Consider the following 13,533-nt stretch of genomic DNA (forward strand, 5'->3'; position numbering starts at 1 on the left):
CAGCGTCGCGGCGCTTAACGAACAAGGAGCTAGACGATGAAGTTGCATTGGTCGCCCAGATCGCCATTTGTGCGCAAGGTGATGATTGTTCTGTATGAAACCGGCATCGAAGGCCAGGTCGCACTGGTTCGTACTCCGGTCGCGATGGACAAGCCCAATCTGGATCTGGTGGCGGACAACCCCTTGATCAAGCTGCCCACCTTGGTGCTGGACGACGGGACTGCCTTGTATGACTCACGGGTAATCTGCGCCTACTTGAACGGGCTGGCCGGGGGCCGCTTGCTACCAGCAAACGCCGCCGCGCGTCTGGTCGCTGAACGCCGCCAGGCGCTGGGTGATGGCTTTCTGGACGCCTTGCTGCTGTTCCGGCAAGAGCGCAACAAGCCTGTGGAAAAGCAGACGGCGGCGTGGCTGGACGCTTTCGCGCTGAAGGTGCGCGCCGTGCTGGCCGCGCTGGAAGCGGAAGCGCCCGCGTTGGCGGCAAGCGATTTCGACTTGGGTGTGATTGCCATCGGCTGCGCCCTGTCGTACATGGACTATCGTTTTCCGGATATCGACTGGCGCGCCGGGCACCCTCAGCTTGCCGCGTGGCACCAGGGCTTTTGCGCCCGCCCGTCGGTGGCGCGCAGCCAGCCTGACGAAACGCCTTGAATGCTGCATTTCCCGAACCAAGGACGATGATGAGCCGTATTCCGCTGCCTTCCCCCGACAGCATGACCGACGACCAGAAGCGCGTGTACGAGAAAATTGTCTCGGGTCCGCGCGGGCGTCTGGTCGGCCCTTTGCGCGCGGCGCTGCACAGCCCTGAACTTGCTGAGCGCTGGCAGGCGCTGGGCGCCTTGCTGCGTTTCGGCACCAGCCTGCCGCCGCGCGTCAGCGAACTGGCCATTGTGGTGACAGCGCGCCGCTGGAACAGCCAGATCGAATGGCATATCCACGCGCAGGCGGCGCGGGCGGCGGGTATCGCGGATGCGGTGCTGGACGCGATCCAGTCGCGCGCAACCCCGTCGTTTGAATCGCGCGACGACGAGGTGGTCTACGAATTCGCACGGCAGCTACAAGAAACCGGTCAGGTGGCCCCCGAGCTGTATGCCGAGGCAGTGGCGCGCTGGCAGGCGGTGGGCGTGGTGGAACTGACGGCCGTGATCGGCTACTACACCATGGTGTCCATCACCTTGAACGCGCACGAGATCCCGATGCCGGACGATGCGCCCGCGCCGCTGGATACCCCACGGCAAGCGGATCAGCCCGCGCTTAGCACCTTGGCGCCGTTACCCAAAAAGGGGCAGCCATGAATACCGAAACGCCGCGCATGCCCGTCACGCCCAAGCACACGCTGCCCGCATTGGCCTGCGACGCGCACTGCCACGTGTTCGGCCCCTATGACCGCTTTCCCTTGCAGCATCCGTCGTCCTACGCCGCGCCGGATGCGCCCGTGGCGCGTTACCTGCAAATGCTGGACACGTTGGGCGCGGCGCGCGGGGTGCTGGTGCAGCCCGCGCCTTATGGCGTGAATCCGGCGGCGCTGCTGGATGCCTTGGCGCAAGGCCGTGACCGCTTGCGCGGCATTGCGGTGGCCGACCCGTCAGTCACCGACGCGCAGTTGCAGGCCATGGTGGATGGCGGTGTGCGCGGATTGCGCTTTCTGGAAGCGCGCGACCCCGCGGGCAATCTCTTTCCCGGCAGCGTGGGCTTTGGCCAGATCGCCGCGCTGGCGCCGCGCATGAAGCAGTTCGGTCTGCATGCGCAGCTGTGGGCGCCATGCGATGCCTATGTGCAGCACCTGCCGGACCTGGCCACGCTGGACCTGCCGATCGTCATCGACCACCTGGGCAGCCTGGTGCCGGCGCGCGGCGCCGAGGATGCGGCGTTTCAACTGTTGCGTAGCCTGCTGGCCGATGGCCGTATCTGGATGAAGCTGACGCTGTGTCGGGTGGGCGCCGCGCCTGGCTATGACAACGCGCGTTTCATCCACGACGCTTTCACCGCCGCCAACCCCGAACAGGTGCTGTGGGGCTCGGACTGGCCGTTCGTGCGCATGGGCGCGTCGGCGCCGTCAGCCGATGCCTTGGTGGACGTTGCCTATGAATGGCTGGGCAATGACAGCCTGCGCAAGAAGGTGTGGGTGGACAACCCGGCACGGCTATACGGCTTTTGATTGTTCAGGGGCTGGCGTGCCAGACCCCTTCGCCGCCAATTTCCCGCACCAGCGCTTCGATCTGCGCCGCCACTTCCATCACCGTGCGCCCCGGTCCCTTGGACCGTGAAAACGCCATGGAGATGATGCGGCCCATGCTGGGATCGCGCAGCGCCGCGATGCTCAGCCGGCCCTCCTGCACTTCTTGCCACACGGCATGCAGGGGCAACACGGTGTACATGTGTTCGTGTTCCACAATCGATTTCATCAGCGGCAGCGAGTCCGCTTCGATGAGTGGCGCAATCGTGATCTTGCGCGCCCGCGCCAGGCCGTCCAGCGCGTTGCGCAAGCCATTGGGCGCGCCGGGCAGAATGAAGGGCAGGCCATTGAGCTGGTCGAACGTGACCTCGCCGGACTGCGTACGCGCATCGCCTGCGGCGCCCACCAGATACGAATCCACATAGGCCAGCGCCTGCTCGCCTGGCGGGCATTTGTCGCCATACCGGTACAGGATGGCGATGTCCACGCGGCTGTCCGTCAACCACTCTTCGATCTGGCCGCTGGAGCCCTCAAGAATCTTCAGGTGAACCTTGGGAAAGTTTTTGCGCAAGCGCGAGAACAGGCGGCGGATGAGGGGATGCGCGGTGGACGGCAGCAGCCCCAGCGTGACCTCGCCGGCCGGCTCGCGGGCCTGGCCGTTCAGTTCCAGCTCCAGGCGTTCGGCGTCGCCCAGCAGGGTTTGCACCAAGGGGAACAGGCGCTCGCCCACCTCGGACAAGTGCACGCCGCGCCCCGTGCGGTTGAAGAGCCGCGCGTTGCACTCGCGTTCCAGCGCGTTGATGCGGCGGCTGAGCACCGATTGGTCCTGGTCTAGATAAAGCGCGGCGCGCGTGATGCTGCCCAGCTCTGCAATGGCAAGGAATGCCCGCCATTTGTGCAGGTCGGCGGTAAGGTCCAGGCTCAGGCCGGTGGCTTTGGCGGAGGGCATGTTGGCGGGGCTAGGGTCGCAGGAAGGAACGCATAAGCGTACGGCAAAGCGCGCGAGGTTGGGGGATCACACTGCAAGGGGCATCACATCGCAAGGGGCGTCGGGCCCCAAGCGACATGCCTTGCCCAGCGTCATTCCACGCCCAGCTTGCCGCGCCGGATCACGTCGCCCCATTTCTTGGATTCCGATTCCATCAGCGCGCGGTACTGGTCCGGCGTGGTGGCGGCCGGCATGGCGCCCTGGTCGATCATCTTTTGCCGCAGAACCGGGTCCGCCAATGATTTGGCGATGGCGTCCGCCATCTTGTCCACGATGTCCTTGGGCGTGCCCGTGGGTGCGATGATGCCGTAATTGGATTCCACGATCACCCCGGGAAATCCCGCTTCGCGCGTGGTGGGCACGTCTGGCAGGCCTTCGAAACGTTGGGGGCTGGCCACCGCCAGGGCGCGCAGCTTGCCCGCCTTGATGAAGCCCAGGGCCGCCGACGCATCGCCCGGAAACATCTGCACCTCGTTGGACAGCAGGGCCGTGACGGCGGGGGCGGCGCCCTTGTAGGGCACATGCATGATGTCGATGCCCGTCTGCTGCTTCAGCAGTTCGCCACCCAGATGTGGGGTGGTGACGTTGCCGGCGGAGCCGTAGTTGTATTTGCCCGGATGCTGTTTGGCGCTGCTGACGAAGGCCGCCAGCGTCTTGTCGGGCAGGGAAGGGTTCACCATGATGACCTGCGGAATGCGGGCCACCAACGACACGTACTGGATGCTGCCGACGTCGTAAGGCACCTTCATGACGTGCGGCAGGCCGGTGATGGCGCCCGGCACGCCAAAGCCGAAGGTGTTGCCGTCCGGCGTGGCCCGCACCGTGGCGTCCACGCCGATGGTGCCGCTGGCGCCCGCCTTGTTTTCGATGACGATGGTCTGGCCCAGCCGTTGGCTCAGCGCCGGCGCTAGCAAGCGCGCCAGGTTGTCCACCGAGCCGCCTGGCGGATACGGCACGATCAGCCGGATGGGCTGGCTGGGCCAGGGTTGCGCGGCCTGTGCCACGGGCGCAAGCGCCGCGCCCAGCAAGACCGCCGCTGCCGTCAGTGCGGATGCTTTTTTCATTGTCTCTCTCCGATGGCGCCCAAGCCTGCGGGCGCTGTTGTTATGCGCCGTCCAGGCCCAGGACCTGCTTGGCGTAGATATTGCGTTGAATCTCGTTGGTGCCGCTGAAGATGGTGGCGGCCAGCGCGTTGACATAGGGCGCCAGCGCGTGGACGCCGCCATGGCCATAGCCCAGCCGCATTTCCACGCCGCCGTATTCCTCGGCAATCTGGATCAGCAGTGCGCCCAGCCGTTCATGCGTTTCGGTGGCCCAGATTTTCAATAGTGAAAGTTCTGGTGGCAGCGGCCGCCCGGCGCGCACCATGTCGGCGAACACGCGGTACATGGCGGTCAGGTCGGCGGTGTCCAACCGCAGCTCGGCCAGCCGGTCGGTGAACGCGGGGTCGGTCAGCAGGCCGCGTTGCCGCGCCACGCTGAAGATTTGTTGCAGCGCATGGCTGGCATGCTTGGGGCTGCCCGAGAACAGCCGTTCAAAGCCCAGCAGCGCCTTGGCGATGCCCCAGCCGGCGTTCAGTTCGCCCACCATGTTGGCGCGCGGCACGCGCACCTGGTCAAAGAACACTTCGCAGAATTCCTCGTGGCCGGACAGCGTCCGAATTGGCCGCCGACTGACGCCGGGGCTGGCCAGGTCAACCAGCAGGAAGCTGATGCCCGCCTGCTTTTTGACGGTCTTGTCGGTGCGCACCAGCATGAACATATGGGTGGCGTCCTGCGCCAGCGTGGACCAGGTTTTCTGCCCGGTGACGAGGAGGTCGTCGCCATCGACCACGGCCTCGCAGCGCAAGGCCGCCAGGTCCGACCCGGCATCGGGTTCTGAATAGCCCTGCGCCCAGACCGCTTCGCCCGACAGAATGCCCGGCAGGAAGCGCGCCCGTTGTTCGTCGGTGCCGTAACGGATAAGGATGGGGCCCAGCATTACCAGCCCCTGGTCGGGCGCGCGCGCCACGCCATAGCGCTCGGCCTCTTCGATGAAGGCGATCTGCCGCGCGGGTGACAGCGCCATGCCCCCGTGTTCGCGCGGCCACGACGGGGCAATCCACCCTTGGCGCGACAAGGTGTAGTACCAGTCCTTGATCTCGTCCCAATGCAGGCGCCACGGCACATGGCGCAGATGCGCGGGATAGTGCGCGCGGAAGAAGCGTCGCAAGAGGGCGCGGAAATCTTCCTCGGGCATGCCGTTCCAGTCTGCCTCGCGGGGAAACTCCGCTTGGGCGTCATCCTGCACAGGCGCGTCATCGGAAGGGGGCGACGGGTCTTCGGCCAACGCGCCGTAGCGTTGCCGATGGGCCGTGGCGTTGCCCAGCCAGGCGGCCAAATTCAGGGCGTTGCGAAAGTACAGGCTGACGTCGCATTCCTCGGTGTAGCCGATGGCGCCGTGCAGTTGTATGGCCAGGCGCGATGCCTCCAGGCTGGCGCGCGCCGCACGCGCCTTGACGCGGCTGGCCACGATCTTGCGCAGGGTGGCGGGGGTATCCGCGCCCGACGCATCGGAAAGGGTATTCAAGGCATCCTGCAAACTATTTGCCGCCAGCTCCACCTGCATGACGGCGTCCACCAAGCGGTGCTGCAAGGCCTGAAATGATGACAGCGGCTTGCCGAACTGCTGGCGTGTGTTCAGATAGGCCACCGTGTCGGCCAGCACCTGCCGCGCCAAGCCGATCATTTCGGCTGACTGCATCAGGCGGCCATAGTCCAGCGCATCGTCAACGGCGTCCAGCACATCCTGCCGGGCAAGCAAGGCATGCGCGGGCACGATGGCGGCTTCAATGCTCAGGTGGCACGCAGGGGTGCCGTCGGCGCGCGCATGCGGCTGGACGGTCAACCCGGGCGTGCCGGCTTCCAGGTAGAACAGCGCGGTGCCCTGTTCGCCGTCCGCCGTCACCAGCCAGCCGTCCACGCCGTCGCCGGGGATGACGTGGCGCTTTTCGCCGTTCAGCACGTACTTGCCTTCGCGCGCCGTGACGCTGACGCCGAAGACGCCCGCGGCTTCGCCGGCTTCCAACTGGCCTTCGGTTTCTTGCCAGGCCACCCCGATGATGCGCGCACCGCTGCACAGGTCTTGCAGCAGGGTGTCGCGCAGCGCCGATCCTGGCATGGCGTCGATGTGCGCCAGCAGCGTGGCGGCAAGCACGCCGGCCCCAACCAGCGGCTCGGGCAATTGCGCGCGTCCGGCTTCCTCCATCACTGCCGCCATCGCGTGCCAACCCAGGCCCAGCCCGCCTAGAGACTCGGGCACGCTCATGCCCAGCCAACCCACGTTTGCGATGTCACGCCAGTAGTCGCGGTCAATCCCGCTTGCCGTGCGCTTGCGTTGCCGCTGATCGCGGCGCGAAAGAAAGTCGCGCGCGCTGTCGCGGATCTCTTCGATCAGCGCGTGGTCAACGGCGCTCATACGATGCCCTCGGCGTGCAGGCGCGCGATCTCGTCGTCGGACAGGCCCAGTTCGCCGCGCAGCACCGCCGCCGTGTGTTCGCCCAACATCGGCGGAGGCAGGCCGGGCGCGATCGGTGTGCCGGAAAAATGAATCGGGTTGTTGATGACGGGCATGTCACCCAGCTCGGGATGCAAGACGCTACCCAGTACCTTGCGGTGCCGCACCTGCGGGTCTTCGAATACCTGATCCATTGTGTAGATTGGGCCGCAGGGCACGTTGGCGGCCGCCAGCGCGTCATTCCATTCGCTGACGCCGCGCGCCAGCATGGCCGGCTCGATCAGGCGCGACAAGTCGGCTTGCGCGGCGGCGCGCTTGGGGTTGCTGACAAAGCGTGGGTCATCGGCCAAGGCCGGCAGGCCGATGACCGCGCAGAAGCTGCGAAACTGCGAGTCGTTGCCCACGGCCACCATCAGGTGGCCATCGCGGCAGGCAAAGGCGCGAAACGGCGCGGTGATCTGCGACGCCGACCCCATGCGCGCGGGCAGCTTGCCGCTGGCCAGGTAGTTCATGCCGATGTGTGAAATGGCGGCGATCTGCGCATCCAGCAGTGCCAGGTCGATATGCTGGCCCACGCCAGACACCTGGTCGCGATGCCGCAACGCCGCCAGCATGGCCGCCACGGCGTAGAAGCCCGCCGTCAGGTCCGACACCGAATAGCCCGCTTTCACGGGGCCGGCGCCCGGCTCGCCATCGGGCACGCCGGTGACGCTCATCAAGCCGCTCATGGACTGGAAGATGGGGTCGTAGCCGGGCAGGTGGCTATAGGGGCCGGTCTGGCCGAAGCCGGTGATCGAGCAATACACCAGCCGGGGATTGATCGCGGACAGCGATGCGTAGTCCAAGCCGTAGCGGCGCAGGTCACCCGCCTTGAAATTTTCGATCACGATGTCGGCGCCTTGCGCTAAGCGATGAACCAAGGCTTGGCCAGCAGGCTTTGAGATATCGATCGTCAGGGATTTCTTGCCACGGTTCATCGCGACGAACGACGAGGTCTGCGCGCTGGGCTCGCCCTTGCGGTCGGGCATCGGGTAGCCCTGGTGCCGCACGTCGTCGCCCCGGCCCGGGCGTTCCACCTTGATGACGTCGGCGCCAAAGTCCGCCAGCATCTGCGCCGCCCAGGGGCCGGAGAACACACGGCTCAGGTCCAGGACTTTCACGCCCTCCAATGCACCGGTCATGGCGACTCCTTATTTGCCCTGGAACACGGGTGCGCGCTTTTCCAGAAAGGCGCGGCGCGCTTCCTGGGCGTCTTCGGTCTTGGCGATGGCGGCGGTCATGTCCTGTTCGTACCGGTAGCCGTCGCGTAGGCTCATGTCTTCGATGGCGTTCAGCGTCTGCTTGGCCAGCACGGTGGCCAGGGGGCTCTTGGACGCCAGTTCATGCGCCAGTTCCAGGGCGCGGTCCATCAAGGCATCGGCGGGCACGGACGCTTCAACGATGCCCAGGCGATAAAGCTCGTCGCCATCCACGCGCAGGCCCGTCAGCATCATCCTGCGCAAGCGGGAATGGCCGAACAGGCGCATGCCATGGCGCCCGCCTCCCAGCAGGCCGACGTTGATTTCCGGCAGACCCACGACCGCTGTGGACGCGGCCAGCAAGATGTCGCAAGAGGCCACGATGGCCAGGCCCGCGCCCAGCGCCGCGCCGTTGATCGCGCCGATTACCGGCTTGGCGCATTCGCGGATGGCGTGAAAGCACTCGCGGGTGCGGCGCGAGTGTTGCGGCAGGTCCCCCGGGCCCTTGATGGTGGTGGCGCGGTTCTTCAAGTCCGCGCCCGCGCAGAACGTCTTGCCTTGCCCGGACACCACCACGGCGCGCACGTCGGGGGTTTCCGAAATGCGGTCCAGCACCCAGGACAACTCATTCATCATCTCGGTGCTCAGCGCGTTCACCGGCGGGTTGGCCAGCAGAATGACGGCCACGCCGTTGTTCACCGTGACGTCCAGCGCGGTGTAGGGGCCGGTCAAGTTTTCAGGCAGGGTCATGGTCCAGAGTCTCCGTCTTGTTCAAATGATCTTGCGCTGGCGCAAGTCCTGGATCTGTTGTGGGGTGACGCCCAGTTCCGCCAGCACGTCGGCGGTGTGTTCTCCAAGCAGCGGCGGGGCGCGATCCGCCCGCAGGTCCGCCGTGGCAAAGCGCAAGGGGTTCATCACTTGCGGCACCGTGCCGGCGGCCGGGTGCGGCAGGTGGCGCAGCATGGCGCGGTGCGCCACCTGGGGGTCGTCGAACACTTCGGGAACGGTGTTGATGGATCCTGCCGGTACGCCGGCCTCCTTCAGGGCAGCCAGCCAGTGCGCGCGAGGCTGCGCGACGATGATGGCGTCCAGGATCGGGTCCAGCGTGGCTTGATTGGTCACGCGCTGGCTGTTGCTGACGTAGCGCGGGTCTTGCGCCAGTTCGGGCTTGCCCAGCACGCGGCACAAGGTGGCGAACTGTGCGTCGTTGCCCACCACGATGACGATGTCGCCATCGGCGCAGGCGAAGGTGCGCTGCGGCTGGATGTTCGGGTGCGCGGTGCCGGTGCGGCGCGGCACGCGGTTGCCCAGCAGGAAGTTCATGGCCTGGTTCGCCAATAGGCCGACCTGCACGTCCAGCATGGCCACGTCGATATATTCGCCCTGGCCCGTTTGCGAGCGCCGCAGCAAGGCGGCGACGATGCCCAGCGCGGCGTACACGCCGGTGGTGAGGTCCACGATGGGCACGCCCACTTTCTGCGGGCCGCCACCGGGTTTGTCGTCGCGTTCGCCCGTTACGCTCATCAGGCCGCCCATGGCCTGGATCAGGAAGTCGTAGGCCGGCTCGGCGGCGCGCGGGCCGGTCTGCCCGAAGCCGGTGACCGAGCAATACACCAGGCGCGGGTTGATCTTGGACAGGGATTCATAGTCCAGCCCCAGGCGCGCCAGGGTGCCGACCTTGTAGTTCTCAAGCACCACGTCCGCGTCACGGCACAGGTCCTTGACCAGGGCCTGGCCTTCAGGCGTCTGCAGGTCCAGCGTGATGGAGCGCTTGCCACGGTTGGTGGCGATGAAGTAGGCGCCGTCGCTGGTGTCCTGGCCCTGTTCGTCCTTCAGGAACGGAGGCCCCCAGGAACGAGTGTCGTCGCCCAGGCCCGGCCGCTCGACCTTGATGACGTCCGCGCCCAGATCGGCCAGGATCTGGCTGGCCCAGGGGCCGGCCAGAATGCGGCTCAAGTCCAGCACTTTCACGTTTGATAACAGCGGCTGCAAAGCCTTCTCCTTGACTCCTGTTGTGTGCAGGTAGTCTAGGATTTCCGGCTTGCGGCGGGATGCACCCGGCGCACAAAGCTGTTATGCGTTTCGCGCACCGCCAAGGGCGGCGGCGCGGGGCGGGGTAAGTAAAGTCTTAGCGACCCGTATTCGGATAGTTCGGCCCCGCGTCGTGAAAGCCGCCTTCACTGTAGGGGTTGACGGCGCCGGGATGGGGCGGGCCGCCCGGGCTGCCGGTGCAAGCGCTAACCAGGCCGGTGATGGCAAGCGTGGCAAGCAAAACAATCAATGGTGATCTCATGATGGTCTCCTGCGGCTGCCCCTCAGCAGGCGCGTGGTGCGCAACGTATGCGAAGAATTATAAATCTGCGCCCTTTGACCAGCGCTTGCCTTTCGTCCGGGGCCCATCGCAGCGTTGCCGATAGGCTTGCACCGCGTCGGAATCCGCTGGCTGGAAATAGGGGTGGTCGTACCGCGCTTCGCGCATCGCGTCGTACAGGCGGCGGCCCCAAACGCATTGCGTCTGGGCTTCGTTCCATAAGCGCACCGCCTGTTCCGGCTGGCCGTTGCGCCATAGCGCCAAGCCGTAGTCGGCCACGATTTCCTCGTTGCGCGGCATCTTGCGGTACGACGCGCGCATCAGGCGCAGGCCTTCCTCGGTGTCGCCTCGCAAGCTAAGGATCCAGCCCAGCGTGCCCTGGTTGTAGGGGTTGGGGCCCCACAGGCGGATGGACCGGCGCACTTCCTCTTCGGCCTGCGGCAGGTAGTCGGGAAAGTCCGCCAGGTAATAGGCAATATCGTTGGGCCAGTCCGTGTCGCTTGCCCGAGGCGGCCGGCCGGGTTTGGTCTGGCGGCGTTGCAGCGCCTGCGCGTCGGCCAGCGCCAGGTCGGGCATGCCCAGCAGCCGTTCCAGGGCCAGGCGGTCGCGCAGCAGCGGGGTTTCGATCGGTGTGAGCGATTCCGGAAACCGCCATTCGCGTGACCGCATCAGCCAGTGGCGCGCGTCGTCCTGCCGGCCGACCATCAGCAGCAGGTGAGCCAGATCCAGCCGGTGGCGCGGCGTGTCGGCGCATTGCATGGTCTGGATCAACTGCTGCGCCCCGGCCGCATCGTTCTGGCTGAACTTGCGATTGATGGCGTCCAGCTCGTCAAAGCACGCCCGGTTGTCAGTGACGGACGCATCGATGGACAGAGAAAGGGATGCGGCTGGCACGTCGTGGCTGAAGTAGGCCGTGGCGCCTTGGCGCGTGGTGTAGCCCAGGTCTACCCATTGTTCGCCCCAGCGCTGGTGCATGGTCAGGATGTAGGGCCAGGCCGCCACGGGTTCTTTGTCGTCGCCGCTGGAGTGCAGTTGGAAAAAATGGCCCCAGCGGCCATCGCCCACGCGGCGGATCAGCGTGAAGTCTTCAGGCTGGTACGCCTTGTCCGTCCAGACCCAGGCGGTGCGGCCTTCGGCGTCGGTGGTGCCGTGCAGAATGCCGTCCTGGGTGGGCGTGTCGAGGATGGATTCCTGCTTGCCCGTCAGGAACAGGCGATAGGGCGTGTTGGGCGCGGGCGCGCTGTCGCGGCTGTTCAGCAAAGTCAGCGTCAGGCTCTGGCCATGCGGGCCCACGCCGTACTGGGCCATACCGGGGGGCGGGGCGGCGCTGGCCGCCGCTGCGACGTCGGCTTGGGCTCCCGACGGCATCAGCAGCGCGGCGGCGGCCAGCAAGAGCGGGGTAAACGGGTGCTGCATCGGGAATGTCATGGGGGCTGCGGGGCGGCGTCTGCGGATGGATTTGGGCGAGCCGAATTGTGTCACGAACCCCTATTTCTCTGTCAGCGCTGGGAGCCAGGCCGACAGGCCCTGTTCGGCCGGGTCGGCAAGCGGGTATTTCAGCGGCGTTTCGGGCATTTGCGCTAGGATTGTCGGCGCAATAACCCGTCACGACTTCCGCCTCCCCTGGAGAAACCCCGCATGACCGCCCTAGACTCATTCGCCATCACCAAGAAGTGGCCCGCCCAGCATCCCGATCGCATCCAGTTGTATTCGCTGCCCACGCCCAATGGCGTGAAGGTGTCGATTCTGCTGGAAGAAATCGGCCTGCCCTACGAGGCCCACCGGGTCGCTTTCGACAAGCAGGACCAGTTTTCGCCCGAATTCCTGTCGCTGAGCCCGAACAACAAGATTCCGGCCATCCTCGACCCGAATGGCCCGGACGGCAAGCCGCTGGCGCTGTTCGAGTCCGGCGCCATCCTGATCTACCTGGCCAGCAAGACCGGCCAGTTCATCCCGACCGACACGGCGGGGCGCTACGAGACGCTTCAATGGGTGATGTTCCAGATGGGCGGCATCGGCCCGATGTTTGGCCAACTGGGCTTCTTCCATAAATTTGCCGGCAAGGACTACGAAGACAAGCGCCCGCTGGAGCGCTATGTGGCGGAATCCAAGCGCCTCTTGGCCGTGCTGGACCAGCGCCTGGAAGGCCGCGATTGGGTCATGGGCGACGAATACACCGTGGCCGACATCGCCATCCTGCCCTGGGTGCGCAATCTGGTGGGCTTCTACGACGCCGGTGACCTGGTCGAGTTCTCTCGGTTCAAGAACGTGGCTCGCGTGCTGGAAACGTTTGTTGCCCGCCCGGCCGTGGCGCGGGGCCTGAGCATTCCCGCCTAGGCATGGAACTGCGCCAACTGCGTTACTTCGTGCGCGTGGTCGAGGCGGGCAGCATCGGCCGCGCTGCCACGTCCATCGGCATGGTCACGTCCGCGCTCAGCCAGCAGATCAGCCGGCTGGAAGGCGAATTGTCGACCCGGCTGCTGCAACGCAGCGCCAGTGGCGTGGTGCCCACGGACGCGGGGCTGGCGTTTTTTCGGCAGGCTCAACTGGCGCTGCGCCATGCCGACGACGCCGTGCAGGCCGCGCAGCAGGCGCGGCTGGCCGGCCATGTCAGCGTGGGCCTGTCGTCCACCACCGCCGCCATCCTGGGCGCGCCGTTCCTGCAAGCCATGAACGAGCGTTACCCCGACATCCGCCTGCATCTGGTCGAGGCGCTGTCGGGGCATCTGGCCGACATGCTCAACGGCCGCATGCTGGATCTGGCCATTGTGTTCCAGGCCGAATCCGCCCGCCGCTGGAGCATCATGCCGCTGCTGGACGAGCCCCTGTTCCTGTGCGCGCGGCGCGACATGCCGGGCCTGCCCAAGGGCGACACGACGCGCTTGGCCGACATCGCGCATCTGCCGTTGGTGTTGCCCAGCGGCCGGCACGGCCTGCGAGCGCTGGTCAACAACGCGTTCCTGCAATTGGGGCAGACGCCGCGCGTGGTGGCCGAAGTGGACGGCCTGTCGCTGCTGATGGACGTGGTGCAACTGGGCAACGCCGCCACCATCCAGCCCAGTTCGGCCACGGCGCGCATCGCGCCCGGGCAGTTGCACATGGCGCGCATTGAAGACGCGCACCTGTTTCGCCCCAATCTGCTGGTCAGTCTGTCCGACGACGAGCTCTCGCCCGCGGCGCTGGCCGCCCGGCTGGTGCTGGCCGATGTGTCGCGCACGCTGGCGCGCGACGGCAAATGGGCGGTGGTGGCTCTTCACGATTCGTGAAGACCCGTTGACGCCCGCCTGATATCGCGCGCCCCATCCGCCAGGTAGAGTCGTCCCCT

General features: G+C 66.3%; 13 protein-coding genes. 5 read left to right on the plus strand and 8 right to left on the minus strand.

Annotation, left to right across the window (positions count from 1 at the left end):
- Nucleotides 1-36 precede the first annotated feature (36 nt).
- The 3 genes from WBR68_RS13445 to WBR68_RS13455 are packed head-to-tail and all read left to right on the plus strand — an operon-like array spanning nt 37 to nt 2,158.
- Nucleotides 37-651, plus strand: coding sequence for a glutathione S-transferase N-terminal domain-containing protein (locus WBR68_RS13445; protein ID WP_230694499.1), 615 nt, complete (start codon nt 37-39; stop codon nt 649-651).
- Nucleotides 652-680: 29 nt separating this feature from the next.
- Nucleotides 681-1,295: a carboxymuconolactone decarboxylase family protein gene (locus tag WBR68_RS13450; protein ID WP_230694554.1), complete on the plus strand. Its 615-nt coding sequence runs from the start codon at nt 681-683 to the stop codon at nt 1,293-1,295.
- Complete coding sequence (locus WBR68_RS13455) at nt 1,292-2,158, plus strand: amidohydrolase family protein (protein ID WP_230694500.1); 867 nt, start codon at nt 1,292-1,294, stop codon at nt 2,156-2,158. Before WBR68_RS13450 ends, WBR68_RS13455 begins: the two co-directional genes overlap by 4 nt.
- Nucleotides 2,159-2,162: 4 nt before the next feature.
- On the opposite strand, the gene WBR68_RS13460 is transcribed toward WBR68_RS13455, so the two are convergent.
- The 8 genes from WBR68_RS13460 to WBR68_RS13495 form a co-directional block, all read right to left on the minus strand.
- Complete coding sequence (locus tag WBR68_RS13460; RefSeq protein ID WP_230694501.1) at nt 2,163-3,125, minus strand: LysR family transcriptional regulator; 963 nt, start codon at nt 3,123-3,125, stop codon at nt 2,163-2,165.
- 131 nt (nt 3,126-3,256) lie between these two features.
- Complete coding sequence (locus tag WBR68_RS13465; protein WP_230694502.1) at nt 3,257-4,228, minus strand: Bug family tripartite tricarboxylate transporter substrate binding protein; 972 nt, start codon at nt 4,226-4,228, stop codon at nt 3,257-3,259.
- Between the two features lie 40 nt (nt 4,229-4,268).
- Nucleotides 4,269-6,620, minus strand: coding sequence for an acyl-CoA dehydrogenase (locus tag WBR68_RS13470; protein WP_230694503.1), 2,352 nt, complete (start codon nt 6,618-6,620; stop codon nt 4,269-4,271).
- Complete coding sequence (locus WBR68_RS13475; protein ID WP_230694504.1) at nt 6,617-7,840, minus strand: CaiB/BaiF CoA transferase family protein; 1,224 nt, start codon at nt 7,838-7,840, stop codon at nt 6,617-6,619. Before WBR68_RS13475 ends, WBR68_RS13470 begins: the two co-directional genes overlap by 4 nt.
- Nucleotides 7,841-7,849: 9 nt before the next feature.
- Nucleotides 7,850-8,647: an enoyl-CoA hydratase/isomerase family protein gene (locus tag WBR68_RS13480; protein WP_230694505.1), complete on the minus strand. Its 798-nt coding sequence runs from the start codon at nt 8,645-8,647 to the stop codon at nt 7,850-7,852.
- A 21-nt stretch (nt 8,648-8,668) separates the two neighbouring features.
- Nucleotides 8,669-9,889, minus strand: coding sequence for a CaiB/BaiF CoA transferase family protein (locus WBR68_RS13485; RefSeq protein ID WP_230694506.1), 1,221 nt, complete (start codon nt 9,887-9,889; stop codon nt 8,669-8,671).
- A 136-nt stretch (nt 9,890-10,025) separates the two neighbouring features.
- Nucleotides 10,026-10,190, minus strand: a complete 165-nt coding sequence (locus tag WBR68_RS13490; protein ID WP_164741310.1) for a hypothetical protein — start codon at nt 10,188-10,190, stop codon at nt 10,026-10,028.
- Nucleotides 10,191-10,247: 57 nt separating this feature from the next.
- Nucleotides 10,248-11,636, minus strand: coding sequence for a tetratricopeptide repeat protein (locus WBR68_RS13495; protein WP_230694507.1), 1,389 nt, complete (start codon nt 11,634-11,636; stop codon nt 10,248-10,250).
- Between the two features lie 210 nt (nt 11,637-11,846).
- Between WBR68_RS13495 and WBR68_RS13500 the strand changes: the two genes are divergently transcribed.
- Together WBR68_RS13500 and WBR68_RS13505 are read left to right on the plus strand one after the other, a co-directional pair.
- A complete protein-coding gene (locus tag WBR68_RS13500) occupies nt 11,847-12,545 on the plus strand; it encodes a glutathione S-transferase N-terminal domain-containing protein (RefSeq protein WP_230694508.1) in 699 nt (232 codons plus the stop codon).
- 2 nt (nt 12,546-12,547) lie between these two features.
- Entirely contained in the window at nt 12,548-13,474 is a 927-nt protein-coding gene (locus tag WBR68_RS13505; protein WP_050449427.1) for a LysR family transcriptional regulator, read from the plus strand.
- Nucleotides 13,475-13,533: the final 59 nt, after the last annotated feature.

This window comes from Achromobacter sp. JD-1, from assembly GCF_038594925.1.
GTDB lineage: Bacteria > Pseudomonadota > Gammaproteobacteria > Burkholderiales > Burkholderiaceae_B > Achromobacter > Achromobacter spanius_C.